The sequence below is a fragment of the Paenibacillus guangzhouensis genome (assembly GCF_009363075.1).
Classification (GTDB): Bacteria; Bacillota; Bacilli; order Paenibacillales; family Paenibacillaceae; genus Paenibacillus_K; species Paenibacillus_K guangzhouensis.
Genome location: NZ_CP045293.1, coordinates 3,589,261 through 3,614,496, shown reverse-complemented (window position 1 = coordinate 3,614,496; position 25,236 = coordinate 3,589,261). Strand labels below are relative to the sequence as shown.

At 49.6% G+C, this 25,236-nt stretch carries 20 protein-coding genes and 1 other annotated feature; of the genes, 14 read left to right on the top strand and 6 right to left on the bottom strand.

Going from position 1 to position 25,236, the window contains the following annotated elements:
- Positions 1 to 12: 12 nt before the first annotated feature.
- The 5 genes from GCU39_RS16260 (at position 13) to GCU39_RS16240 (ending at position 3,492) form a co-directional block, all read left to right on the top strand.
- On the top strand, positions 13 to 750 hold the full coding sequence (locus GCU39_RS16260) for a MerR family transcriptional regulator (RefSeq protein WP_152394479.1): 738 nt from the start codon (positions 13 to 15) through the stop codon (positions 748 to 750).
- A 175-nt stretch (positions 751 to 925) separates the two neighbouring features.
- Positions 926 to 1,492, top strand: a complete 567-nt coding sequence (locus GCU39_RS16255; protein ID WP_152397279.1) for a TetR/AcrR family transcriptional regulator — start codon at positions 926 to 928, stop codon at positions 1,490 to 1,492.
- The gene (locus tag GCU39_RS16250; protein ID WP_152394478.1) at positions 1,489 to 2,184 is read left to right on the top strand and encodes a YqeB family protein; all 696 of its coding nucleotides are present in this window, start codon (positions 1,489 to 1,491) and stop codon (positions 2,182 to 2,184) included. The genes GCU39_RS16255 and GCU39_RS16250 overlap by 4 nt, the downstream gene beginning before the upstream one ends.
- Positions 2,185 to 2,252: 68 nt before the next feature.
- Positions 2,253 to 2,906, top strand: a complete 654-nt coding sequence (locus GCU39_RS16245) for a TetR/AcrR family transcriptional regulator (protein ID WP_227793224.1) — start codon at positions 2,253 to 2,255, stop codon at positions 2,904 to 2,906.
- Between the two features lie 118 nt (positions 2,907 to 3,024).
- Positions 3,025 to 3,492 carry a hypothetical protein gene (locus tag GCU39_RS16240; RefSeq protein ID WP_193726506.1) on the top strand — a complete coding sequence of 156 codons (468 nt, stop codon included), beginning with the start codon at positions 3,025 to 3,027 and terminating at the stop codon, positions 3,490 to 3,492.
- A 64-nt stretch (positions 3,493 to 3,556) separates the two neighbouring features.
- On the opposite strand, the gene GCU39_RS16235 is transcribed toward GCU39_RS16240, so the two are convergent.
- Positions 3,557 to 4,648 carry a serine hydrolase domain-containing protein gene (locus GCU39_RS16235; RefSeq protein WP_227793223.1) on the bottom strand — a complete coding sequence of 364 codons (1,092 nt, stop codon included), beginning with the start codon at positions 4,646 to 4,648 and terminating at the stop codon, positions 3,557 to 3,559.
- A 355-nt stretch (positions 4,649 to 5,003) separates the two neighbouring features.
- Between GCU39_RS16235 and GCU39_RS16230 the strand changes: the two genes are divergently transcribed.
- The 7 genes from GCU39_RS16230 to GCU39_RS16200 all read left to right on the top strand — a co-directional run bounded on the left by GCU39_RS16230 (position 5,004) and on the right by GCU39_RS16200 (position 17,704).
- Positions 5,004 to 11,114: a discoidin domain-containing protein gene (locus GCU39_RS16230; protein ID WP_227793639.1), complete on the top strand. Its 6,111-nt coding sequence runs from the start codon at positions 5,004 to 5,006 to the stop codon at positions 11,112 to 11,114.
- Between the two features lie 216 nt (positions 11,115 to 11,330).
- Positions 11,331 to 13,784 carry a glycoside hydrolase family 38 N-terminal domain-containing protein gene (locus tag GCU39_RS16225; RefSeq protein ID WP_152394475.1) on the top strand — a complete coding sequence of 818 codons (2,454 nt, stop codon included), beginning with the start codon at positions 11,331 to 11,333 and terminating at the stop codon, positions 13,782 to 13,784.
- 122 nt (positions 13,785 to 13,906) lie between these two features.
- A protein-coding gene (locus GCU39_RS16220) for an IS3 family transposase (protein ID WP_152397276.1) occupies positions 13,907 to 15,054 on the top strand; the annotation gives its coding sequence in 2 pieces (ribosomal slippage) (positions 13,907 to 14,165 and positions 14,165 to 15,054; 1,149 coding nt in all).
- Between the two features lie 687 nt (positions 15,055 to 15,741).
- Positions 15,742 to 16,176, top strand: coding sequence for a saccharopine dehydrogenase NADP-binding domain-containing protein (locus tag GCU39_RS16215; RefSeq protein ID WP_227793222.1), 435 nt, complete (start codon positions 15,742 to 15,744; stop codon positions 16,174 to 16,176).
- A 37-nt stretch (positions 16,177 to 16,213) separates the two neighbouring features.
- The gene (locus GCU39_RS16210) at positions 16,214 to 16,801 is read left to right on the top strand and encodes a TetR/AcrR family transcriptional regulator (RefSeq protein WP_152394474.1); all 588 of its coding nucleotides are present in this window, start codon (positions 16,214 to 16,216) and stop codon (positions 16,799 to 16,801) included.
- A gap of 26 nt (positions 16,802 to 16,827) precedes the next feature.
- Entirely contained in the window at positions 16,828 to 17,286 is a 459-nt protein-coding gene (locus GCU39_RS16205) for an SRPBCC domain-containing protein (protein ID WP_152394473.1), read from the top strand.
- Between the two features lie 106 nt (positions 17,287 to 17,392).
- Positions 17,393 to 17,704, top strand: a complete 312-nt coding sequence (locus tag GCU39_RS16200; protein ID WP_152394472.1) for a hypothetical protein — start codon at positions 17,393 to 17,395, stop codon at positions 17,702 to 17,704.
- Positions 17,705 to 17,766: 62 nt separating this feature from the next.
- Here GCU39_RS16200 and GCU39_RS16195 read toward each other — a convergent pair whose 3' ends face one another.
- The 4 genes from GCU39_RS16195 to GCU39_RS16180 form a co-directional block, all read right to left on the bottom strand.
- The gene (locus GCU39_RS16195) at positions 17,767 to 18,435 is read right to left on the bottom strand and encodes an ABC transporter permease (RefSeq protein ID WP_193726504.1); all 669 of its coding nucleotides are present in this window, start codon (positions 18,433 to 18,435) and stop codon (positions 17,767 to 17,769) included.
- On the bottom strand, positions 18,422 to 19,123 hold the full coding sequence (locus tag GCU39_RS16190; protein WP_152394470.1) for an ABC transporter ATP-binding protein: 702 nt from the start codon (positions 19,121 to 19,123) through the stop codon (positions 18,422 to 18,424). The genes GCU39_RS16195 and GCU39_RS16190 overlap by 14 nt, the downstream gene beginning before the upstream one ends.
- Positions 19,107 to 19,487, bottom strand: a complete 381-nt coding sequence (locus GCU39_RS16185; protein WP_152394469.1) for a GntR family transcriptional regulator — start codon at positions 19,485 to 19,487, stop codon at positions 19,107 to 19,109. Before GCU39_RS16185 ends, GCU39_RS16190 begins: the two co-directional genes overlap by 17 nt.
- A 154-nt stretch (positions 19,488 to 19,641) precedes the next feature.
- On the bottom strand, positions 19,642 to 20,292 hold the full coding sequence (locus GCU39_RS16180; protein WP_152394468.1) for a cupin domain-containing protein: 651 nt from the start codon (positions 20,290 to 20,292) through the stop codon (positions 19,642 to 19,644).
- Positions 20,293 to 20,468: 176 nt separating this feature from the next.
- Positions 20,469 to 20,702, top strand: a binding site (T-box leader).
- A gap of 109 nt (positions 20,703 to 20,811) precedes the next feature.
- Here GCU39_RS16180 and GCU39_RS16175 point away from each other — a divergent pair.
- On the top strand, positions 20,812 to 22,344 hold the full coding sequence (locus GCU39_RS16175; protein ID WP_152394467.1) for a 2-isopropylmalate synthase: 1,533 nt from the start codon (positions 20,812 to 20,814) through the stop codon (positions 22,342 to 22,344).
- A 61-nt stretch (positions 22,345 to 22,405) separates the two neighbouring features.
- On the opposite strand, the gene GCU39_RS16170 is transcribed toward GCU39_RS16175, so the two are convergent.
- Complete coding sequence (locus GCU39_RS16170) at positions 22,406 to 23,269, bottom strand: AraC family transcriptional regulator (protein WP_152394466.1); 864 nt, start codon at positions 23,267 to 23,269, stop codon at positions 22,406 to 22,408.
- Positions 23,270 to 23,386: 117 nt separating this feature from the next.
- Between GCU39_RS16170 and GCU39_RS16165 the strand changes: the two genes are divergently transcribed.
- Positions 23,387 to 24,895 (top strand): sulfatase family protein, encoded by a 1,509-nt coding sequence (locus GCU39_RS16165; protein ID WP_152394465.1) that lies wholly within the window; start codon positions 23,387 to 23,389, stop codon positions 24,893 to 24,895.
- The last annotated feature ends 341 nt before the right edge of the window (positions 24,896 to 25,236 follow it).

The window sequence follows — 25,236 nt, the reverse complement described above, 5'->3', positions numbered from 1 at the left end:
GTGCATGACATCATGCTATATACGGTTAAGGAAGTATCGACGATGTCTGGCGTCACGATTAAAACGCTTCATCATTATCATAAAATCGGTCTGCTCATCCCACATGAGATCAGCGAAGCAGGGTACCGGTACTATGGAACGAAGGAGCTGGAGCGTCTGCAGCAAATTCTGTTCTATCGTGAATTGGAGTTCCCGCTGGAGCAAATCAATCAATTGCTTGAAGGCGAACCCGATCGCATTCAAATTCTGATTGAGCAGGAGAAGCTGCTTGAGATGCGTCAGCAAAGGCTGGAACGTATTCTAGAGACGCTTCGCAACTCGAAGGCCGGGACACGCATGGATGTGCAAGAATTATTCCAGGGGTTTGAGAGCGATGAAGCTTGGCGAGAAGCGCTGGATGCTCAGAGGCAGCACTTGAAGGAAACCTATGATTATAATCTTGCTGAAGCGGAACCAATCGATGTGCCAGAGATGAATGAACAAGCCAAGGAAGCCATGGCGTTTATGGGGGGCATGGCTGAATCGCTTCGGAATGGCGTGAAGCATCACGACGAGAAGATAAGGCAGCGGATCGGCATTCATCTTGATTTTCTGAACGCACACGGGCATTCGACCACGCCGACTTCGTTCGCTGCACAGACCCAGTTTTTCTTGACGGATGACTTCCATCTTCAAATGCTTGAGAGCCAGCAGACTGGGCTAGCTTACTATCTTGCAGCAGCTGCAGCTTCTTATGTAACAACGGAATAATCGCTCCCGCATCCCTATGATCTGAGTTGCATAATCAGCAGGAATGGCATATAATAACAATTAATTGATCAATTGATCAGAAATTTGATTATTCAATCAGAGATGAGGAATACAGGTGTCGAACCATCCGGAAGAGAAGACGAGTTTTATCGCTGAGGCGAGGCGTGAGCAGATTATGAACGGTGCGATTGCGACGCTGGATGAGATCGGGTATGCCCAGTCCAGCTTGTCGCAAATTGCGAAGCGGGCAGGGGTGAGCACAGCGCTGATCTCCTACCATTTCGCGGATAAGAGTGATCTAATGAACCATTTGCTCATGAAGCTGATGGAACGCTCGGCGACATATATTATGGATCGCGTAGCAGGAGCTGCGACGGCACGCGAGAAGTTGGATACCTTCATCGAAGCGGGTCTAGCCTATCAAGGTACGAATCCCGCACATTATATTGCACTTCTGGAAATCGTCTTTCATGCGCGTACACCGGACAACATTTCCTATTACCGTGTTGAGGATGATGAAGATGTCATTCAGCTTGCGCTTCAGAAGATTCTGCGGGAGGGTCAAGCAACCGGGGAATTCGGTTCATTCCACGTCGAAGTGCTGGCTTCGATGATCCAAGGCGCGATCGGGGAATATATGGCGAGTGCCGCGATTACGAGACAAGTGGATCTTGAAACCTACGGCCAAGAGCTGATAAGGATGGTACGTACGATTACAACACGAACGGAGGGAGTCTCATGAACATGGCTTATACTTCCAATGCCAAGACGGTCGTCGGCTACTCAACGTCTACCAAAGTTATGCTGTATGGCGGATTTGGATTGATCGGTTTGGCCGTCGGTTACTTTCTTCCTCGTATTGCGGAATGGGCGCTCAAGTTACCATGGAGCCCTTTTGAAGGACCGCTAAAACTGCTTCATTCCTGGCAAGGGGTATGGCTGGATGCGGGACTAACTCTTCTAGGTTTCATCGCTGGACTCGTTATCGCCTATCTTGCGATTCAGGAGAGTCTTGTTATTGCGTGCAGCGACCAGGAAGTGACATTGCGTATTGATGAGCGTGAGTGTACGATTGCCCGCGGCGATGTTGGTAGGGTATTCGTAGACCGGGGGCATCTTGTCATCCTTGGATCTTCGGGGCACGAACTGGCGCGAGAGAAGAGCGATTCCAAAGAAGAGCAAATCGGCAGAGCGTTTACCGAGCACGGTTATCCCTACACGCCGGGGGGAGATCCGTATGAGGCGGAATACCGGCGATGGGTGCCGGATACGCCAGATCTGGATGCTGCGGCGAATGCCATCTTGAAGGCTCGGGAAATGGCACTGAAGGAAGAAGAGAAAATCGATGTTCGAGACCTGCGCCAAGAGCTGGGCAAAATGGGCATTATCGTCCGTGATGTCGAGAAACGCCAATACTGGCGCTTCGTCAAATGATTGACAAGCCAGCGCGATTCTCCTTATAATAGTCCGATTAATAACCATGACAATGATTATAGGTGATTATGATGTCCCCTCGTACAAAAGAACAGAATGAAGAGATTCGCAAACAGCGCAAGCAAGAGATTCTTCAGGCGGCGATGCATGTCTATGTGGAGAAGGGTTATGCCGCCTCTGAAGTAGGAGCGATTGCGGATCGGGCGGGTCTCGCGCATGGATTGGTCTTCTACTATTTCAAAAATAAAAAAACGCTGTTTCGCGAGCTCTATGAAATGTTAATGGAAGAGTCGAGACGATTTACGCAGACGTACTTCGAACAGGAAGGCCCTGTTCTAGAGTTATTCCAGCATTATGCCCGAATCGTCTGTGAGCAGGTGCTAGATCGGCCAGCCGTCTCTCGATTTTTCGGTCGGATTAGTCTGGATCTGCATCATCTGTATACGCCGGATGAAATATCACCTTTTGATTGGGTGAAAAATTTCATGCGCCCGATGACACGCATGCTTGTGATGGGAATGGAGCAGGGGATGGTACCAGCAGGTGACGCGAATTTGATGGCCATGCAATTCTGGGGCTCCGTATCCCAAGGAATGAACTATCTGGATCAGGTGCAGCAAGAACTTACAGCGGAGGATCTTTCTGAAGAGGAACGTAAGGAGCAGCTGAAGAAAGTTCTAGATCAGATCGTGGAATCGTCCGTTGCGTTATTGAAGGGTTAAGCGATAGGGATGAATTTATTGCTGCGTTGAGGGCAATAAATTTTTTTGTTTTTATATTGACTTATAAATCAATCAAAAATAAAATGGAAAAAGGAGGGTGATACAATTGGTGATTGAAATGGAAAAAATGATGTTCGACCGTTTAGGGGATATGGAGCTGATCTCCGCTTGCATTGAACCGACGATTTTACAAATTCGTGGACGAGAGTTGTCCGTGAAGGCAGAGAAAATTGCTGAACTCCACCCTGGACAGCAGGCGCTATGCATGTTCCGACTATTATTTCCTGCGCAAGGCTCAGCGGATGGATATGCTTCGTGGGTATCTTACTTACACGAGCAGCCAGGTTACTGGCAAGGTATCATGGGCGGTTTGCGGTTTTTTGGCGACACGTCAATGATTGCGCTGCTGGAAGAGACAGCTGAGACCCTTGGCTTACGAACCACAGCAGATCGAACTGCTGTAGATGTACAATCGTCATTACCTCCTTTATTTGAGCAGTTTCAGGTTTGTTTTGCAGATAGCTTGCAGCTTATCAGCGCTTACATTCGTTCCAACCCAGACGCCTTTGTAACATGGACGTCCTAGAGAGACATCAAGAGCCCCGCGAATTCGCGGAGCTCTTTTTTTTGGAAATTGAAAACAACCGCACTTAAGCATCACATTTCAGCAGCTTATCGATCGTCTGCATCATCAACCGGATTCCTTTTTGATGATAGCGGAATTGATTCAGACTCCCGATGAAGTATGCATCAGTGGCAGGGTGATAGAACATGAAAGAACCGGTGGAGCCGGCATTTCCCCACGCCTGATAACGTGCTGGCATAAGAAGGGGGATGGCGCGGAAACGCATAACCCCATATCCGTAATCAATCCCCGGAAAGAACCTCGCCCAGTCCCCAAGCATCGTGTCGATGGTCTCAGATCGAATCAGCTCATGATGGACCAGGGCACGCATGAATCGCAGCAAATCCTCCGTCGTAGACACGATCCCGCCTCCGGCAAACATGAAACTCAGACTGTCATAATCCGTTACATCGATATCTCGAATAAATAAACGGGCTATCGGGTGTTCATTCTGGCTACTCGGCTGGCCGGGTGCAACATAAGAGTGGAGCATGCGAAGCGGCGTAAAAATATAGATATGTATAACATCGTGAAAAGGCAATTTCATCACGTTCTCGATGATCAATCCTAAGAGATGATAACCTGTATCGGAATAGTGAAACCCTTGGCCGGGTCGGAAATGCCCATGGAGATGCGATTTACCCCACTGTAATGTTTCCAGCGGCGTCCATGTTCGCTCGGGTTCATCGACAATCATGTCAATCATCGATTTCACGCGTTTTGGCCGATCTTCGAAGAAGCAATGGAGCCCAGATGTATGATTTAACAAATGTCTGATCAGAATTTCATGTGTGTAATCCTTGCCTCGAACCAGATGGAGTTGATGCAGCAGATCCTTGTCCAAATATCGTGAGATAGGTTCATCGTAGGCGAGGAGTCCTTTTTCGACGAGCATACCGATGAGCACGGAGGTGAATAGTTTGCTGATGCTCGCAATATAGAAGGGTTGATCCGCATGGATCTCGAACGCTGCGGATCGTCCTTCAGCCAAATTCAAATGAATGCCGAGCCGATCGGAGTGGACAAGGAGGGACGCATGGTAAATCTTATTGTCCTTGCGAATTTTTTTGCGGAAATGTTCCGTAATCGCGGCTTCGGTCTGTTCTTTGTTCATCATCTGTCATTCCTTTCGAAATTGGGATGCTTCGTGCTTCCTTGTGCAGGAAATGGCGTTCTGTGTAACCTATTCGATTTTTATGGGAGCCTTTGTCGATTCTATTGCTAATCACGTGCGAATCTTCTACCTTATGGTTAGGACGAACATAGTTGTTCTTCGTATAACGAATTAGCGTGTAACTAGCGAAATGCTGGGCATGAGCTTAGGAGAGTTATCTCTTTAGGCGCATGCCTTTTTGCATTTATAGAAAGCTCAGGCGAATAGGGGGGGATGCGATGCGCGTGTCTACATAATGACCGATACTCATGATGGATGAATGCATAGGTTCTATAAGGAGGTAAGGATTGTGAGAAGGATGATGTCTAGAGTGTTCGCGCTAAGTCTATCCGTGCTCATCTTCATCTCAGGGATACCGGCGGTGATGGCTGCTCCTGCGAGTGCGACGGCAGCTGCAGGAATCGGTCAGAAGGCAGAAGCTGAAGATGCAGTTCTCTCTGGCGGCGCTAAGAAAGGCTCAAGTCAGTCAGGCTACTCGGGCACAGGTTATGTTGAAGGACTAGCGTCAGCAGGCGCAGCGGTGAAGTTCACGGCAAGCGTGTCGGCGACGCTGAATTACGAAGTTACGCTGCGCTATGCAAATCGCTCGACTTCGGATAGTACTTTGGGTGTCTACATCAATGGCGTGAAGCGCGGGACGGCGACGTTCCCTGGATCTGCCTCTGGTGCATGGGCTGATAAGAAGGAAATGTTCGTGCTGGATGCCGGCGACAATACGATCGAATATCGATTCGATGCTGGCGATCAAGGCACCGTCTATATCGATTATATGATCGTGAACCATTATAATCCAAATCCGGATCCCGATCAGCAGAATTTGATTGTGAATCCAGGCTTTGAGCAGGGGGATTTCACAGGCTGGAGAGGCGCAGGCGATCGGATGATCGTGAATTCGAATGCGCATACAGGCAATTATGCAGGCAGAATGGGTGCGCCGGGCGCAAGCATCAATCAAGACCTGACGAATCTTAAACCGAATACAACGTATACGTTAAAAGCGTGGGCCAACCCGGTTCAAGCTACAGACAAAGATAAATTGTATCTCGCAGCAATTAAATTCGACGGTCCGAGCGCCAAGAAAGAAGTGACGACAACGACGATGGGCTATCAGCAGCTCAGCGTAACCTTTAAGACAGGCAGCTCGAATACAACGGCAGAGATTTATGTGTGGAAAGACACAACAGCCGGCGTCTTCTATGTAGACGATTTCGAGCTGCGCGAAGGAGAAGGTACGGATCCGAATCCGGACCCGGAGCTTCCACCGTATACAGCGCCAGCCCCGAATACAAATCTAGCGTATCAGCATACCGCGTACGTCTCCTCCGCAGCTTCCGGCAATAGCGGAGAGAAAGCGCTCGATCAGACGATTGCGTCGAAATGGCAGAGCGACCCTGCGGATCCGCAGTGGCTTATTGCGGATCTGAAAGGCAGCTATCAGATGAACCGCGTCAAAATGTATTGGGGCGGTACGTATGCCAAAGCCTATCAGCTGCAAGTCTCGGACGACATGATCACCTGGAAGACGGTCTACGCGACGCAGGTGGGTGCAGGCGGTGCGGAAGACGTGCAATTTACTGGCGCAGATGGCAAGTTCATTCGGATTTATGCGACGGGAAGGAGCAATAAGAATGGTTATGCCCTGCATGAATTTGAGGTGTACGGCACGAAAAATGATGAGACGCCGCCTGAGCCTGGTTATGTCGCACCTCCATTTCCGCATCTGCCGATTCCAACGGCGAAGCAATTGGCATATCAGAAGATGGAGACCATCGCCTTCGTCCATTTTGGTATGAATACGTTTACAGGCAAGGAGTGGGGCACGGGTAAGGAGAGCCCTTCTCAATTCAATCCGACGAATTTCGATGCGAAGCAGTGGATGGCTGCGCTGAAAAATGCGGGGCTCAAGATGGTCATTCTGACCGTGAAGCATCATGATGGATTCGTGCTCTATCCGAGCCAATACACGGAGCATAGCGTCAAGAACAGCCCATGGAAAGGCGGCAAAGGCGACATCGTGAAGGAGGTATCCGATGCAGCGCGTGAAACGGGCATTAAATTCGGGATATATCTCTCACCATGGGATATGAATGCGCCAAGTTATGGCAAGGGGCAGGCTTACAATGATTACTACATGAACCAGCTTCGCGAGCTGCTCACTAATTACGGCGAAATCTCGGAAATCTGGATGGATGGCGCCAAAGGCGATAACGTACAGCAGGATTATGACTTTGATGCATGGGCGAAATTGATTTACGAGCTCCAGCCAAAAGCATTGATCTGGGGTCCTCCGCTCGGCGACGTTCGTTGGAACGGGAATGAGACCGGGTTCGTCGACGATACGCATTGGGCCAAAGTCGTACCGAATTTGCCGCAGAATCCGCCATGGGCATATGTCCCGCCAGCTTACGATAATCGGGATTATTTGAAGGGCCACGCGAACGGGACGATCTATCAACCGGCAGAGTCCGATGTGAAGCAGCGCTCGGGATGGTTCTGGAGTCCAGGTTCTTCGTCGAAGAGCTTGAATCAGCTGGTCGACATCTATCAGACGACCGTCGGCCGAGGCGCGACGCTGCTGCTCAATGTATCGCCGGATACGACCGGGCAGATTCCAGCCTCCGATGTCGCGAATCTGCAAGCATGGAAGACGCAAGTCATGGCGATGTATGCGAACGATCTTGCAGCGAAGGGCTCGGCTACGGCAAGTGAGACGCGAGGCAACGCTTCGAAATACGGTGCGCAGAACGTGCTGGACGACAGCTATGATACGTATTGGACGGTTGATGACGGCGTGAAGGCTGGTATTGTGGAGATTGCGCTGGATAAGGAACGTTATATCGATAGCGTGCTGCTTCAAGAATATGTCCCACTCGGGCAGCGGATTTCTAAATTTACAATCGAGACATGGTTGGACGGCAAATGGAGTCAAATCGCGCAGGGCGCAACGGTCGGATACAAGAAGATCGTATCGTTTCCTGCCGTGAAGACAACGAAAATACGCATTAACATTACGGAGTCTCAGGCTTCGCCGATCTTGAACCGTGTTGGCGTGTATCTCACAAAGCCAGTCGGGTCTGAAAACTTGGCGCTGAAAAAGCCAGCGGCAGCAAGCAACGTCCATTCGAATAATCCGACATATGCCGCCTCCCAAGCCGTTGATGGCAGCTCTTTGACCCGTTGGGCGACCGAAGACAATAATCCACAAGCATGGCTTGAGGTCGATCTCGGCGGTAATAAGACATTCGATAAGGTCGTGATCAACGAATTCCAGTCTCGCATCTCGTCGTATGCGATCCAGTATTGGAACGGTTCGGCGTGGCTCGATGCTTATACAGGGACCACGATTGGCGCGGATAAGACGATAACCTTTACACCGGTGACGGGCTCGAAGGTTCGATTGAACATGAAATCCGTCAACGTCTCCCAAGGTCCGAGCATATGGGAATTCCAAGTGTACAATACGCAGCCTGTAGAGGAAGAAGACCTGGTCTCGCCGGGGAATACCACCTACTATGTCGATGATATGAGCGGTGCGGACACGAACAGCGGTACCGGGCAAGATCAAGCTTGGAAATCACTTGCGCAGGTCAATAAGATGACTTACAAACCGGGCGATAAAATCCTGTTCCGCGCAGGCGGCAAATGGAGCGGTTCGCTGCAGCCGAAAGGGTCGGGTGCTGCAGGCAATCCGATTGCGATCGGCCGATACGGCGAAGGCAATAAGCCGCTCATCGAAGGGCAGGGTCTAGTCGAGAATACCGTGATGATCTACAACCAAGAGCACTGGGAGATCAGCCATCTGGAGATTACGAATAAAGGCGTCCAAGCTGCTACATCGCCGCGCCGCGGTGTGCTGGTGATGGGCGAGGACTATAAGAAGGGCAGTCAGACGAATGTGACCGATGTCCAGGTGCTGCACGGTATTTATATCCACGACCTTTACGTTCATGACGTAAACGGTGAAGACAAGAAAGATATGAACGGCAGCGCGGGTATTCAAGTCGGCGTCCGGATTCAAGGCGTTGTGAACAATGTGCCGGATCCGAATCGGGTGATCCAAAGGACGACATTTGATGACATCAAAATTATCAATAATGAAGTACGTAATGTCGCTCGTTCAGGGATTGTCACTTGGAATGATTGGAAGAGCAGAGATCTGCTGGGGAGTGCATATGGCAGCAGTGATCGAACGCCATGGACCCCGATTACGAATGTGGTTATCCGCGGCAACAAGCTCTATGATGTTGGCGGCGATGGCATCGTTCCACATATGACCGACGGAGCGCTCGTCGAATACAACTTCTTGGACGGCTACAACCGGACATCCTCCGGTTACAATGCCGGTATGTGGACGTGGGACGGCGATAACACGCTCTATCAATTCAATGAGGTGACGCGCGGGTACTCGACGCGCGATGGGCAGCCGTTCGATTTTGACCATGGGACGCAAGGTATCATCTATCAATTTAACTACAGTTATAACAACGACGGCGGCAATCTGCTGATCTGCTCGGACGGCAGCGGCGGCGAAGTGAGAAACGGCATCTATCGGTATAACATCAGCCAGAATGACAAATACCAGATCTTCACGATCTGTGGCGCGAACAACGTGAAAAATATTCAAGTGTATAACAACGTTTTCTATGTCAAAGAAGGCATGAATACGAATCTGCTCGTCAGCCAAGGCGGTGCCGTGGATGTAAGTTTGTACAATAACATCTTCATCAACAACGGTACGGGCGGATATACGGCCAAGCCGAGCTGGAAGTATAACAATAATGCATTCTATGGCAACCGTGTTCCAACGGTGGACCGGATTCCAGATCCATTCATGATCACGGGCGATCCGAAGCTGGTAGATCCAGGCAAGGCAGGCACCGTGCTGGGGGGAGCAGGTCCAATCGTACCAGAGCAAGTGAAGTGGGATGCGTTAAACGGGTATAAGCTGCAGGATGATTCGCCGCTCATCAACGCCGGGCGCTTCATCGGTGTAACGCATAATCCGGGGCCGCGAGACTATTTCGGCAATCCGATCTATAACGGCATGCCGGATGTCGGAGCTCATGAATATGCAGGTCAGACGTATCCGCACGTCGACCCGTTCGAGCCGGTTATTCCGAAGCCGCCTGCTGTGATTAAGAATGGAGATTTCGAGAATACGGCGCAGCATGGACCTCGGGATCCGTGGGATTATCAATGGAATAACGGCGCGGGAATCGTAAGCGACGGGAATGCGCATGGCGGAAGCTATGCAGGGATCATTAAGAAAATTACGGCGGAGACCACGCTGGAGCAGACGTTCACGGTTCAGCCGGATACGACGTATCGGATTAGCGCCTATGCCAAGGTGCTGGACCCGCAGCTCGAGATCATGTTCGGCGTGAAGGGAACGGGCATCGACAAGAGCGTACGCGTAACCTCATCGGACTATACACTGCAGACGCTGGAGTTCACGACGGGCAGCAGTACCAACTCCGCAATCGTCTACTTCTACAAAAAGTCTGGTCCCGCAGCAAATGCTTATATCGATGATATCAAGATTGAGGAAGTGGTGCAGGTTCCGATCGATAAGAGCAAGCTGCAAGCGGAAATCGATCAGGCGAAGAAGCTTTATGTCGAGACAGCGGTAGGAACATCGCCGGGTCAAGTGTCCGAAGCGGCCAAAGGGAAGCTTGGCGCAGCCATTACGGCAGCACAAGGCGTGTACGACAACAGCGCAGCGAAGCAAGCAGATATTGATGCTGCTGCCGCCACACTCCGAGAAGCGGTGCAGGCGTTCAAGAATGCTATCGTGCCGACGCAGCCGGATGGGCCGACAACGACGCTGGCAGGCGTGGGCAAAGTGCAAGCGGGCAGCACGTTCACGGTGACGTTTGGCCTTGATAAGCTTCGCGGTGCTGTCTATGCCCAAGACTTTTCACTGACTTACGATAGCGATGTATTGGAATATGTCGGTGCAGAACCTATTCGTACAGGCGTCAATATCGTAGACAAAATGACATCGACTGCCGGCGAGCTCCGATTCATCATCGCGAGCGAAGGTGCGGCGCATGCTGTACAAGGCAAAGGTGATGTGCTCCAGCTGACATTCCGCGCGAAGCCGGTAACCCAGCCCGCCTCGGGAACAGTGACGGTATCGCATGCACTTGTCGCAGATGATCAGGGGGCGGAGACGAGCATCGAATCCGCTTCGTACTTGATCAAAGTATCTGTCGTCACGCCGGGGATTCCAGGGGATACGAACGGTGACGGCAAGGTCAGCATCGGCGATTTGGCGATTGCCGCAGCGAACTATGGCCGTACCAGCCAAGACCCGAACTGGGCGAATATCAAGGCATCCGACTTCAATGGTGACGGGAAGATCGATATTGAGGATTTGGCTGAGATTGCGAAGAGGATTGTATTGTAGAGGTGAGCTGCAGAAGTAGAAGGGAAGAGGACACCCATTCCAGCGGGGATGGGTGTCCTTTTTTTGGAGAAAGTCCAGGTATCTGTATGGTCATATAAGGATCGTACTGTGCTTGATGTCCCGAAATTATAAAAACATGACTTGTTCTCATAAATACTTCCGTGCCTATCATCGTTACAATGGTGGCATCACCTCAGAATTAAAGGAGCGATCTCATTGAAGAAGCCTTGGAAAATTTGTGTCATTCATCACTCTCATACCGATATTGGATATACCGACCGACAAGAGAAAATCGAACAATACCACGTCGGATTTATTCGTCAAGCCTTGCAGATTCTCCGTGATGCTGCGTCAGGACAGCAGCCATCGTGGCAGGGATTCAAATGGACCTGCGAGACGTTCTGGGCGGTAGAGCGCTTCTTGGAACAGGCGACGCCGCAGGAGCAATCAGACTTTGCCGAGGCCGTTGTCAAAGGCGATATCGAGTTATCCGGGACCTACCTGAACATGACCGAATTGGCGGATGAACACCTGCTTCGCAGTATGCTTGGCAAGGCAGCCGCATACGGCCGTAGTATCGGACATGTCGTCGATTCAGCGATGACGGCGGATATTAATGGCTACAGCTGGGGTTATGCGCAGCAGTTGCTGGATGCAGGGACGAAGCATTTGTTCTCCTGCGTGCATACGCACCATGGCATGTTCCCGTTAGGCCGCAAACAGACGCCTTTCTGGTGGGAGACGCGCGGCGGTGATCAGCTGCTTGTCTGGAACGGTGACCACTATATGCTCGGCAATGAGTTGGCGCTCTGTCCCGATGCGGTCGGCAAATATATGATTCGTGACGAGTTCGACACGCCTGCGATCGTCGACAACCAGATGGAGATTGCCGAGATTCGGATCGAGCGGTATTTGGCGCAACTGGAGGAGGAGGGTTATCCGTATGATTTCGTGCCTGTCATGATCTCAGGCTTGGCGACGGATAACGGCGCTCCGAACGGCGATCTCATGGCGTTCATCCACGAATGGAATGCGAAGCACGGGGAGAGCGTTCACATCGAGATGACGACGTTAAGCCAATTCTTCGCGACAGTCAAGCAGACGGATATCGAGATTCCTGTCTATCGCGGCGATTGGCCGGATTGGTGGTCGGACGGCGTCAACTCGACAGCGCTGCACACGCAGATGTTTCGGGACGCGCAGCGGACATTGCGGAAAATTCGGCAGCTGGACCCGAATCAGGAGGTCATTACGCGCCAAGAGATGGAAGCCATCGAGCAGCCGCTGATTATGTATGCGGAACATACGTGGGGATTTCATTCATCCATCTATGAACCGTGGCATGCACAAGTCACGAGACTGGGCATCCGGAAGGAAGCCTATGCTTCCCAAGGAAGTACGCTCGCATACCGGGCTTGGGATAAGCTGATGCACAGCAAAGGGGAAGCGCTCTTGTACCCGAACCGTCCATTCCGTTATCGGGTGCTTAACACGAATTCCACACTTGCTAGCGGACTCGCTGAAATGAATCTGGAAGGCTATGAAGTCGTTCGATTTAAGGATGGGTTGGAAGTTGTCGACGCGGCAACGGGTTCAGTCGTTCCGCATCAGAAGAGCGGATATCAGAGCTATACGGTGAAGGTTGCATTGGAGCCGCTTGCTCATCAGGAATTCTATCTGCGGCCTGTGAAGCATGTTGAATCAAGAACAACAACGAACAATGTGCAATTGATTGGGGCCGATCAAGTCTATGATATCGCAGACATGTATCCGGGTGGAGGCGATCAGCAAGGCATCAAGGTCAGCCGTCACGCGATTGAATCGGATTACGTGCGAATTCGTTGGACGGATGAAGGAATCGTGAGCTGGCTCAACAAGGAAACGGGCGAAGAACTGCTGCGGACGGATCGTGATCATCATGCGTTCACGCCGGTCTACGAGGTGACTCCGGCCGCCGATGCGAAGGATGGCGGAAGTCAGTGCGCAGTTCGCAGACAGATGGGCCGCAATCGCAAAGGTTTGAATGCTCAGCGCTCTATCGGGCGTATCGTGCAGATGAAGGAAGGTATCAAAGGGCCATTGTTCGCAACGGTTGAGCTGCATTATGAAGTAGCGGGCATGTCTTATTACTCGGTTCATCTGAAGGTATATGCCGATACGAATCGTGTGGATGTATCCGTACGCCTCCACAAGGATAGTGTATGGCATCCGGAGAATCTCTATATTGCGATGCCGTTCACGCTTGGGCGGGTTGGAGAGACGCTCTGGCTCGACAAAGCAGGGGCGCCAATGTGTCCGGGCATTGATCAATTGCCTGGCACCTGTCTGGATTATTACTGCATTCAGGAAGGTCTTAGTCTGATGAATCAACAGAACGGACGTCAGGAAGCGCTGCTCGTAGCGACGCCGGATACGCCGCTTGTTCAATTGGGTTCTCTTGCTCATGGTACGCGCCTCGTTCATTCACAGCAAACAGGTGACGAACCAAACCATTTATACGTGTGGGCATTAAGCAATTATTGGGAGACCAATTTCAAAGCGACGGTGGGCGGATTCTACGAATTCCACTATCGTGTTCAGTATGACGCGGATTGTCCGACGCCAGAAGCAGCCATTGATCGTGTGCGATCACTCGCTTCGGGCTTCACGGTAGCTCGCGTAGATCGTTAATCATAGCTAAGAAAGGCAAGCTCTTCCTCACCTGAGGTGGTATTATCCCCTTACGGTAGACAGTAAAAAAAAGAGTTCATGTTATGATGAATTCAACACTGTTGACCGGAGGGGATTTTTTCATGGCGAAAAAGGGACAGACATTCAATCGTTATGACGAAACAACTAAGCAGGAGGCTGTTAGACTACGTCTTGAGGAACACTGGAGTTATTCCATGATTATGAATAAGCTGAGTATCAAGAGTAAGAGTCAAATTCAGAATTGGGTAAAGAAATCTGAGCGTGGGGAAACGTTTAAGGATCTTCGAGGGAGATGGAGTAAGAAGCGCTTCAGATCAGTTGAAGAAGAGATTAGTTATTTGAAAGCACAGGTGGAATATCTAAAAAAGCTCAATCCAAATCTACATGGGGAGGAAAGTTGGATAAGCAAGTCCGGTTCGAGTCCATTCGAGAAATGAAAACTGATTTTCCTATTAAATTACTGTGTAAGATTGCTGAGGTTTCCCGTTCTGGCTACTATAAATGGTTAGCCACTTACGAGTCCCGGAAAACACGTATGGATGAGAATACGGTAATTAAAGAGCATATTCTAGCGATTCACCGTATTCGGCCTTACTACGGTTATTTTCGCATGCGCACAGCACTACGAAAGGAAGGGCTATATGTTAACCACAAGAAGGTGCGACGACTCATGCGAGAATTAGGAATCCAGTCTGTCATACGTAAGAAACGGCCTTTCGCAGGCAGAAAGCCTTCTGTGTTGTTCCAGAATGTATTAAACCGGGAATTCACTTCAGCCGCAGCTAAGCTCAAACTAGTAACCGACATAACCTATGTTCGCGTTGGACATGGATTCCTCTATCTTTCAGTTGTTTTAGACCTCTACAACAATGAGATTTTGACTTGGAGGTTGGGAGAACGAAATGACCTAGAACTTGTTCTGGACACCGTAAAACAACTGAATACACCAAAAGCGATCCTGCACTCTGATCAAGGGTTTCAATACACGACAAAGACGTATGCAAAGCTCCTTGCAGATCGGAAGCTTGTTGGCAGCCATTCTAGACGTGGGAACTGCTTTGATAATGCGTGCGTTGAGTCGTTCTTCTCGCATCTAAAGGCAGAAAAGCTTCATTTGGTGAAGCCAAACGGTGCCTCTGAAGCTGAACGTTTGATCACTGAATATATTGCTTATTACAACCATGAGCGGTTTCAGAAAAAATTAGGCGACCTCTCCCCTGTTGAATACAGGAAAGCGATCGCCGCTTAATTTATGGCTTTTTTAGCTGTCTACTTGACGGGGATATGACCAGAGGAGGCTTGCCTTTTCTATTGGAACCGGGAGACAAATTGCCATGTAAGCGCGGTCTCATGGCGAAACAGCGTCAAAAACCCCCAGCATACGCCGTCATATCGTAGTGCTGCCCGAAGCTCATCCCCAAATCCCCCGGGTCCTAACACATCGCGATACCGTGGACTTCGATTCAGATTGCTATGTGTAGCCTGATTTAACGTCGCGACAGGATCAGGGGAAAGGGCAAGCTGGTCATAGGGATTGAAATCCGTTCGTTGGTACTCATATTCGAATAGCCTGGCGTGGATCTGCTCGACTTCTTCATCCGTGACGGCCCCGGTAGAGAGCCGCGTTTGCGGATCGACCGTCGTGCAGCATGCCGCAGCGAACGGGACAAGGTCCTACAGCAGCTTGAACAACCCAAGGCGATAATCGTGTGAAGTCTCGGAGCGTTCAGCCAGTCGTCTGATCTGGTGTTTGGTTAGTTCGATTCGCGCTTGCATTGGTGCCCCCTAAGCTCTTGACGTGATCGCGAGAATCCCACATTTCTGGGATGGTACATCGGATTCATATCTTTATAATTGAGAATGATTCTTAATTAGTGTATAAGATATGGGCGAAAATGAAAAGAAGCGACCGCTTATGTCGATCAGAATAGGAGTGATGGAGATAAAAGATAACATTCTCGTCATTGGGGGCTACGGGCATGTCGGTCGAATCCTGTGCCAAGAGCTAGGTAAGAAGTATCCAGGCAAAGTGTACGCTGCAGGAAGAACTATGGCGAAGGCTGAACAGTTCAGTCGTGAAACGGAGGGGATAGTGAGACCTCTGTGCATGAATATCCATGAACCGATCCATCCGCATCAATTAGAGCATGTAAAGCTGGTCATCATGTGTCTAGATCAGACGGATTCGACATTTGTGCGAACTTGTATCCAGAGCGGAGTGCATTACATGGATGTCACTGCGAATGGCTCTTTCCTAACTGCGGTGGAACATGGGGGTGCTGAGGCGGAGGCACAAGGCGCGACGGCCATCACAATGGATATTATTGACAGGCACAATGCAATGTATTATGCTATCACCACTAAGTGTTAGTTAGTACTAACAAACATTGAATGAAGGGTGGGATGACGTGGAGAAGCAAGAGATCAAGGACAACAAAGATAAACTGCTGCTGGCAGCAATAGATCTCATGGCGGACAAGGGATACAAAGGCGTATCGACCAAGGAAATAGCGGCTGCTGCCGGTGTGAGCGAGATGACCTTGTTCCGGCAGTTTGGGAGCAAGCAGCATTTACTGGAAAAAGCGGTTGACCGTTATTATTACACAGTCGAAATGACGAAGATTTTCGAAACACAGGTCGTCTGGGAACTGCGAACGGATTTGATGCTCATTAGCCGAATGTATCACGAGAGCATGAATCGCAATCGCAAGATGATCCGAATCGTATTGAAGGAAGATGAACTGTCCGAGATTCGGACCAAGGCACAGAAGCATCCGCGAATGCTGCTTGAGTTATTAACGAAATATTTCTTGGAGATGCAGAAGCGCGGCAACCTCATTCCAACCGATGCGGAAGCACAGGCGATGTCGTTCTTATGGATGAATTATGGTGCCTTTATGTCTCATCTGCATGGGGCAGAAGGCATGACAAATGTGACGATGGAGCGTTTTATTGCGTCTAGTATCGAGTTGTTCACAAGGGGCTTGACGCCTTAACCAATCGAAGCTGAGAGGTGGAACTAATGAATCGTAAAGTCGCAATGAATTCAGAGAAAATGGTTGGACAGACGGCAGGCGTTGGATTTCAAATTGGTGTTAGACGGACCTTGCCGATCACGAGAGAGCAAGCATGGGCATACCTCGTCTCCTCGGAAGGGTTGTCCCTCTGGCTTGGAGAAGGGAACACCCTGGAACAGCTGGAAGTTGGGGAAACCTTCGAATCACGGGAGGGCATTTCTGGGCAAGTGCGCGTATTGAAGCCGTTCCATCAGATACGAATGGCATGGCGCGCGAAGGCATGGGAACATTCATCTACGCTGCAAATTCGACTGCTTCAAGTCAAGTCGGACCGAACTACGATCAGCTTCCATCAGGAGAAGCTTGCGGATGCCCATACGCGCGAGCAGATGAAACTGCATTGGGAACAAGTATTAGCGACGATGACAGCTCGGACGAACTCACAAACGCATGAGGATAAATGAGAAGGATATGCGGGAGCAGCTTTACAATTAGCTTTTGGGATGATACGATTTGTCAACCGTCTGCCGATAGAGCGGACGAATGAATGATCATGGAGGACGTAGTCGAATGAGTCAACGATATCGCATTACAAGAGCTTTTCAGGAGAACGATCATGGCGAGAGCACCATTTCATTGGAAGAGTGCCAGGCGTATTTCGCTTCCCAACCTGACTTCATGTATACATCGGTTTATAAGGTAACAAATGAGACAGGCAGTATGTCCATTGAAGGCGATTTTTTCATGTGGAGCTATCAGGATATTCAGATTCCATTCCGATATTATCAAGGCGATATCTACGTATCCGGGATGAATCAAGCCGTTGTTCCTAGGATGCTCGAAGTTGCCGGGGAATTGCGGGCGGATGTGGCGGAAGGATAATTGACAATATCAAGGAAAGAGGTGCGTTCATACGCATCTCTTTTTGCATTTGAACAGGATTTTCATGCCAAGTGCACCTTCTTTTCCAATAAATAAACATTGATTCCGGTGAGCAACAGACATAATGCGAGTATCGTGAGGAACGAAGGAAAGAATGCAAATACAGTCAGACCTACAAGCAATCCCGCCACAAAACTGATAAAGGTCAATAGAAGAGGAAGTTTGCCGATCCAGTGACCCATGAATAGACTCATGGTGCATAAGAGAATCAGAGAGACGGCTGTCATGACAATGCTGATAATAAATAATAATTTGGGTCCATTGATCGTGGTTAGCGGCTCTGCTCGGAAGAGATGACCGTCACTAACAACGTACTGAATCCATAGGGAAATAACGGTTATTGCGAAGATCATTCCGGCTTCTAGAAGAATCACGAGTGATTTCGTCAGGAGGAGATAGGATCGCGGAACGGGCAAAGCAAATAGTTGATAGATAGCTTGTTGTTTCCATTCATCCCGCCAAATGGAGAAGCAGCGAAGAAAAGGAAGGATCAGCATGACACTAAGCAGCGTCATATTCAGGGGAATCAGATAAGAGAGCTGGGCTGTTGACGTATTCGCTGTAAGGAAGATGATAGGGATATTGAGGAGCATGTGGGAACTCATGATGACCCATAACACATTTCTCCGATTGCGAATTTCGGTTAGCAGTAGACGTCTAAACGCGTGCATGGTCATAAGCCTCCTTCAGAATATCAAATAGGGATTGATGCCGATCTTGCTTGAACGTCTCCATCTGACCTGTGAGCAGCAGTTGCCCTTCATGTAAAAACAAAACTTCATCCAGCCAATGCTCTACTTCGGAGATTTCTTGTGTGGTGAGGAGAATGGTCTGCCCTTCATCGATGAAGTCGTCAATGATGGCTTGCGCAATACGTTCCCTTGCGAAGGGGTCGATGCCTGAGAATGGTTCATCCATCAGAACATACCGCGCTTGACGACTCAAGGCAAGCAGGAGCCTCATCTTGGCTTGTGTGCCTTTGGAGGCATGTTGTATGGAGGAGGAGGGGGTTAACTCTAAGAAATCCAATAAATGACGAGCTTTATCTTGATCCCAATCCCAGTAGAAATCCTGCATGTATTTCATGGCATCGCTAAGCTTCATCCAAGGGTACCAGACATTCACATCGGGAAGGTAAGCTGTCGAAGCACGTGTGGAAAGGCTTGGCGGTGTTCCATTGAAAAGAATAGTACCTTGATCGAGCTTCAGTAATCCTGCCATCGCTTTAAGTAAGGTTGATTTTCCAGCGCCATTGGTTCCGAGCAGCCCGATGATTTGTCCTTCTTCGATGGCGAAAGATACCTGATGAAGCGCGATTCTGTTCCCAAATTTCTTGCCAGCATTAGATACTTGAATCATTTCGATGGCCCCTCTCGAGATAGGATTGAATAAGCGCAAGAATCTCTGTATCGGATTTACCGAAGGATCGCAGGAGCTCCATGCTCTGATGGATGGATTCGTGCAAGGCTTCCTCTCGGAGAGAAGCGAGCACGGAAGCGTCGCTCGTGATGAAACTCCCTTGTCCGCGATAGGTTACAATGAGATTCATATCCTCCATTTCTTTGTAAGCCCTCTGGATCGTATTGGGATTGACGCCTAACGTCTTGGCAAGCTCACGGCGGGAGGGAATCTCTTGACCGAGCGAATACGTGCCATTGAACAGTTTGCGTCGAATGTCTTGAATGATTTGAGCGTATATCGGTTCGATTTTATTGAACTCCATGATCGCCTCCAAGCCGGATAACTATACCACTGTCTTAATTGATTAATACAGTAATACAATGCAGATTGGAAGTCAATGAGAAATAACCTAGATATCGTAAAAAGACCAGGGATACATCCCTGGTCTTTCGTAAGTACTGTCTTATCGAATAGCCTTACCTGTAATTCAGTCCGTTGCCAATAACTTGCCTTGTTGGAGGCGGCGTATTAGAGCTCATCGGCGGTGTGACGATGTTAGCTGCTTGTGTCTGGGTTGGTTGTGGCTGCGGTTGTTTGCAATCACTCGGAGGTCCGATCACGACTGTCTTCGTAATCGGCGCGAACGTTTCTTTGACTTTCGCTTCGTCCAGGCAATACGTGTCCGCCCAGATATTTGCTGGCGTTAAACGGAGAATATCTGAACCTGCGATGAATTCAGGCACAGGCGCATCGAAGATCGCGAGTAGGTGAGTATTATCGGATGTTGCAATTTCGTAATGCCACCATCCTTGCGGTACATTCGCGACTTGGCCCGGTTGGATAGGATAATTGCGTAATTCCTTGGTGAACGGATTGAGAATTGAAACGGTGGCGGAACCCGATATGACGTAGACCAATTCGCTCGCATTCTGATGGTAGTGGGGTTCGACGATATTCCCGTTGCTGAGGAAAATGTCAAGCATGGAGACATTTCCTAATGTATTGAGCTGATTGACGGATAGATCAAGGATATAGTTGTTTTCGTCTTTTTTGAAAAATGGGTTATTTTTCAAATCATAAGTAAATTGAACGTTGGGGGACGTGAAGTCCATGTAAGATACTGCCAATGTGTTCCCTGCCCTTCGCGTGTGGAGTAGACTAATGCCCGATGGAATAGGTTATGTCGGGCGGTCTCATTTTGCGCTTATTATTTTCATCGTCCAGGCCGACTGGAACGAATTTGTAAGAACCGGTTGACAAACGAAGAAGTGATCCATATAATAACAAATAATTGAATGACAACGTAAATGTATTGATTAGAAATAGTAGAAGTGTGTTGACTTTCCAGAGAGCCGCTGGGTGGTGTGAAGCGGTAATGTTGAGCATTTCGAACTCGTCTATGAACAGCTGCCTGAATCATGTAGGGTAAGCCGGAATTCCACCGTTACAAGGATAGATGGTGATGGCCATCGAATGAGATCATTTCTGTCACGGAAATGAATTAGAGTGGTACCGCGGGTTCAACCTCGTCTCTATACGTAGAGACGGGGTTTTTTTGTTGGTTAAATTCCGGGTTTAACCAACAAACCTTAACATAGAGAATATCCATGACTTCAATAATGAACGAAAATAGAGGAGGAAATCATATGAGTCGCAATATTATCGTATTCGATACAACATTACGAGATGGAGAGCAGGTCCCAGGTGCAAAGCTGAATTTGCATCAAAAAATCGAGATTGCCCAGCAGCTGAAACGTCTGCAGGTCGACATTATCGAAGCAGGATTCCCTGCCTCTTCCCTTGGCGATTTCCAAGCGGTGCAAGAGATTGCCCGCAGCGTAGGGGACACCGTCTCGATTACCGCGCTGGCGCGCGCCGTGAAAGGCGATATCGATGCGGTCTATGAGAGCATCAAGCTGGCACAGAATCCACTGATTCATATTGTCCTTGGGACATCCAACATCCACGTTGAGAAGAAGTTCAATCGTTCGAAGGATGCTGTTATGCAGATGGGCGTCGATGCGGTGAAGTATGCGAAGACACTGCTGCCACATGTGCAATATTCGACCGAAGATGCCTCGAGATCGGATTTCGAATATTTGTGGAGCACCATTGAAGCTGTCGTGAAGGCTGGCGCGACGATGATTAACGTACCGGATACGGTAGGCTTCGCTGTTCCTGAGGAATTCGGGCATTTGATCTATCGCATCAATGACCGGTTGAAGAATTTGAATCCGGACGTCATTCTAAGCGTCCACTGCCACAATGATCTTGGCATGGCGACGGCGAATACGCTCAGCGCGATCAAGAACGGCGCACAGAAAATCGAGGTTACGATTAACGGCCTTGGTGAGCGCGCAGGTAACGCATCGCTCGAAGAAGTCGTCATGGGCATGAAGGTCAGAGAGAATTTCTATGGCTGCACGACGAATATTAATACCAAGGAGCTTGTCAGAACGTCGCGCCTGGTTAGCCATTTGACGGGACTAGATGTGCAGGTGAACAAGGCCATAACAGGAGAGAATGCATTTGCGCACTCTTCAGGCATCCATCAGGACGGATTGTTGAAGGATAAGCAGGTTTACGAGATTATGACGCCGGAAGAAGTCGGCGCTGAGAGCATGGAACTGATCTTGACCGCGCGTTCGGGTCGGCATGCGTTCAAGAACGCGGTCGAGAAGATGGGATTCGATACGAGCGACACAGCGGATTTCGAGCAATTGTTCAACAAGTTCTTAACACTGGCTGATGCCAAAAAAGAAGTATATGACCACGATGTGTTCTATTTGGTGACGAATCACCGGACGTTGGCGCAAGGCGAACATCAGTTGTATGAGCTGGATTCGTTCCAAGTGGTGAGCAATGAGCTGCACCCGACGGCAACGGTACGGCTGCGTAAAGGGGAAGAGATTCTGACCGACAGCAGTGTCGGAGATGGGCCAATCGATGCGTTGTACAGCGTCATTAAGACGCTGGTAGGACTTGATGTGGAACTTAAAGATTATAAGATCAACAGTCTTTCACGCGGCAAAGATGCCGTGGGACGGGTCAACATTCGCGTTGTCTATCAAGATAAGGTCTATACAGGACGCGCGATGGACACGGACATCATTAAGGCGAGCGCAATTGCTTTCCTGAATGGAATCAACGCGATTCTGTTGGATGCGACAGTAAGCTAATTACAACATACGTAAGAGCCCTCGGAGGATCCGGGGGCTTTTTTTGCTGCTGTACGACGTGTTACTCGGAGTGATTCACTTCGCGATAGGCCGTCGGCGAACGGCCAGTCTGCGCTTTAAAGGCGCGAGAGAACATATATAAGTCTGGATATCCAACGGATAATGCGATTTCTCCGATCGATAAGCTGGTGCTGCATAGCAGTTCTTTCGCGCGATCCAGTCGAAGTTGCTGGAGATATTGCTGTGGTGATTGCTCCGTCTTCTGCTTGAAATGCTGTGTGAAATAAGATCGATGAAAGCCGAAGCGATGCGCAATGGCTTCAATTCGCAAGGGCTCCGCATAATGCAGCTGAAGGAAATGAAGCACCTCTTGAATCCAAGGGGTGTTCGGTTGTCCTTTCTCAGTACCTCGATCTTCCGCGTCTACCTCCAAATGCTCGAATAGACGAAGCAGCGCAGTGAGGAGGGGAAGAAGACGAGGCTGTTCTGGTGTTTCACTCCAAATCATCTGCTCTATGTGCAGCAAGTAGCGAAATCCTGGGCGATGCATGGCAGAGACACGGTATGGCTGTTGAACGGTGAGTCCGATCGTCCGCATCAATTCGCGCATTTGGGGACCCTCCATGGTGAGCCAGACCATGCGCAGCGGTTCAGGCGAAGCAATGCGATATTCATACGTCATATGCGGAAAGAGACAGAATAGGTCGCCTGCATGCAGGGTTATGACTTCATTCTGGTGTATGAGCTGAAGATCCCCGCTCACGATCACATGCCATCCATAGCAATCAATCTGCTTCGGACCCACATGATAATGGGGTTTGGCGAGATTGCGTCCTGCCCTGACAAGCCAGAATCCCCCGGTACGCTCGAGTTTCGAGGGCATGTGATGCCATAGATCCGCGAATTCAACGGCATGTTCTTTCATGCGCTACCTCCAATATACCTAACATTATGCTAAATACATTATGACATTTCCATCCAGGATGAGACAAGATAAGCTTCTTAGTAACGATAAAAATATGTTGATGAAGGAGTAGATTGGATGAACAGACCGAACATTTTGTTGATCACGAGTGATCAGCAGCATTGGAATACGATCGGTGCATTTAACCCTGAGATCGATACGCCTAATCTGGACCGATTGGTAAGAGAAGGGACGACGTTCACACGTGCCTATTGCCCGAATCCGACATGTACCCCGACGCGTGCCTCGATCATTACAGGGATGTACCCGAGTCAGCATGGCGCATGGACGCTCGGGACGAAGCTGCTTGAGGATCGGAGAACGGTTGGCGATGAGTTCCGTGCCGCAGGGTATACGACGGCATTGATTGGAAAAGCTCACTTCCAACCGCTTCACGGAACGGAGCAATATCCGTCGCTCGAATCTTATCCAATCTTACAGGACTTGGCGTTCTGGCGGTCATATGAGGGACCGTTCTATGGATTCGATCATGTGGCATTAACGCGCAACCATACGAACGAAGCGCACGTTGGCCAGCATTATGCATTATGGCTGGAGGAAAAAGGATGTACGAACTGGCGGGATTATTTTGTCGCGCCTACGGGGACGATGGATCGTGCGATTAAGCATACGTGGCCGATCCCAGAGGAATTCCATTACAATACGTGGATTGCGGAGCGAAGCAATGCGGTGCTCGAGCAATCTAAGGCGGAAGATAAGCCATTTTTCTTGTGGTCCAGCTTCTTCGATCCGCACCCGGATTATCTCGTCCCCGCGCCTTGGGATAGGATGTATGATCCGAATGGACTGACGATTCCGGAGATGTCACCGGGGGAGCATGACCGGAATCCGCCGCATTTCGCGATGACGCAGGAGGAACAACCGGATTTCAGTCACTTGCGCGAGACGGGCAATGGGATTCATGGGTATCACTCACATTTGACCTCGAAAGCAGAACGGAAGCAGCTTGTCGCGACTTATTACGGCATGATCAGCTTGATGGACAAATATATCGGACGGATTCTAGATAAGCTCGATGAGCTGGATTTGGCGAAGAATACAATCGTCGTGTTCACGACGGATCATGGCCATTTCTTCGGACAGCACGGTCTCCAGCATAAAGGCGGATTCCATTACGAGGATTTGATCAAGCTGCCATTCCTTGTGCGTTATCCCGGTCATGTGCCTAGCGGAGCACAATCTTCAGCGATACAATCCCTTGTTGATCTTGCACCGACGTTCCTCCGTTTCAGCGATATTGCTATTCCACCGATCATGACAGGAGTTGACCAGCGAGATGTATGGTGCGGCTCAAGCACGCATGCACGCGATCATGCCATCTGTGAGTTCCATCATGAGCCGACGACGATTCATCAGAAGACGTACGTCGATGCACGATATAAAATCACCGTCTATTACAACCAGACCTATGGAGAAATGTTCGATCTGGAGCGGGATCCCGGTGAGCTTCATAATCTGTGGGATGATCCTAGTGCTCAAACTTTAAAACAAGAACTGCTGTTGAAATATATCTGGGCCGAGCTCGGTAAAGAGCCGATGCCGATGCCTCGGATTTGGCATGCTTAATGCATAGCGCCACGCGTAGAGATACGGGTGGCGTTATTCCGAATGGAGACGATTGGATTGACGTAAGTTGTGGTCTAAAGGGATGAATCATGGCGGAACGGAGGGGCTCTTTTTTGTCGATATTCCATCGAAATGTGGTTCTATTCCCATGGAATAATGTTATTTAACTGTGCTATGAAAACGTGTACAATGATCGTGAATGCAGTAATAAATTTCCATAGTCGAATATTTCTAGGCGCTGATCTTCGCGAACGAACCGGAGCCTCATACATTAGCCCTTGCACAACAGAACTAGTCGGGGGAAGCCTGTCTGATTCTTCTGTTACTAACGTGACAGAGCG

Excerpts from the sequence above, each read along its gene's own strand:
- GCU39_RS16260 (WP_152394479.1), top strand. The coding sequence starts at position 13 with ATGCTATATACGGTTAAGGAAGTATCGACGATGTCTGGCGTCACGATT.
- GCU39_RS16255 (WP_152397279.1), top strand. The coding sequence starts at position 926 with ATGAACGGTGCGATTGCGACGCTGGATGAGATCGGGTATGCCCAGTCC.
- GCU39_RS16250 (WP_152394478.1), top strand. The coding sequence starts at position 1,489 with ATGAACATGGCTTATACTTCCAATGCCAAGACGGTCGTCGGCTACTCA.
- GCU39_RS16245 (WP_227793224.1), top strand. The coding sequence starts at position 2,253 with ATGATGTCCCCTCGTACAAAAGAACAGAATGAAGAGATTCGCAAACAG.
- GCU39_RS16240 (WP_193726506.1), top strand. The coding sequence starts at position 3,025 with ATGGAAAAAATGATGTTCGACCGTTTAGGGGATATGGAGCTGATCTCC.
- GCU39_RS16235 (WP_227793223.1), bottom strand. The coding sequence starts at position 4,648 with ATGATGAACAAAGAACAGACCGAAGCCGCGATTACGGAACATTTCCGC.
- GCU39_RS16230 (WP_227793639.1), top strand. The coding sequence starts at position 5,004 with ATGATGTCTAGAGTGTTCGCGCTAAGTCTATCCGTGCTCATCTTCATC.
- GCU39_RS16215 (WP_227793222.1), top strand. The coding sequence starts at position 15,742 with ATGGAGATAAAAGATAACATTCTCGTCATTGGGGGCTACGGGCATGTC.
- GCU39_RS16205 (WP_152394473.1), top strand. The coding sequence starts at position 16,828 with ATGAATCGTAAAGTCGCAATGAATTCAGAGAAAATGGTTGGACAGACG.
- GCU39_RS16200 (WP_152394472.1), top strand. The coding sequence starts at position 17,393 with ATGAGTCAACGATATCGCATTACAAGAGCTTTTCAGGAGAACGATCAT.
- GCU39_RS16195 (WP_193726504.1), bottom strand. The coding sequence starts at position 18,435 with ATGCACGCGTTTAGACGTCTACTGCTAACCGAAATTCGCAATCGGAGA.
- GCU39_RS16190 (WP_152394470.1), bottom strand. The coding sequence starts at position 19,123 with ATGATTCAAGTATCTAATGCTGGCAAGAAATTTGGGAACAGAATCGCG.
- GCU39_RS16185 (WP_152394469.1), bottom strand. The coding sequence starts at position 19,487 with ATGGAGTTCAATAAAATCGAACCGATATACGCTCAAATCATTCAAGAC.
- GCU39_RS16175 (WP_152394467.1), top strand. The coding sequence starts at position 20,812 with ATGAGTCGCAATATTATCGTATTCGATACAACATTACGAGATGGAGAG.
- GCU39_RS16170 (WP_152394466.1), bottom strand. The coding sequence starts at position 23,269 with ATGAAAGAACATGCCGTTGAATTCGCGGATCTATGGCATCACATGCCC.
- GCU39_RS16165 (WP_152394465.1), top strand. The coding sequence starts at position 23,387 with ATGAACAGACCGAACATTTTGTTGATCACGAGTGATCAGCAGCATTGG.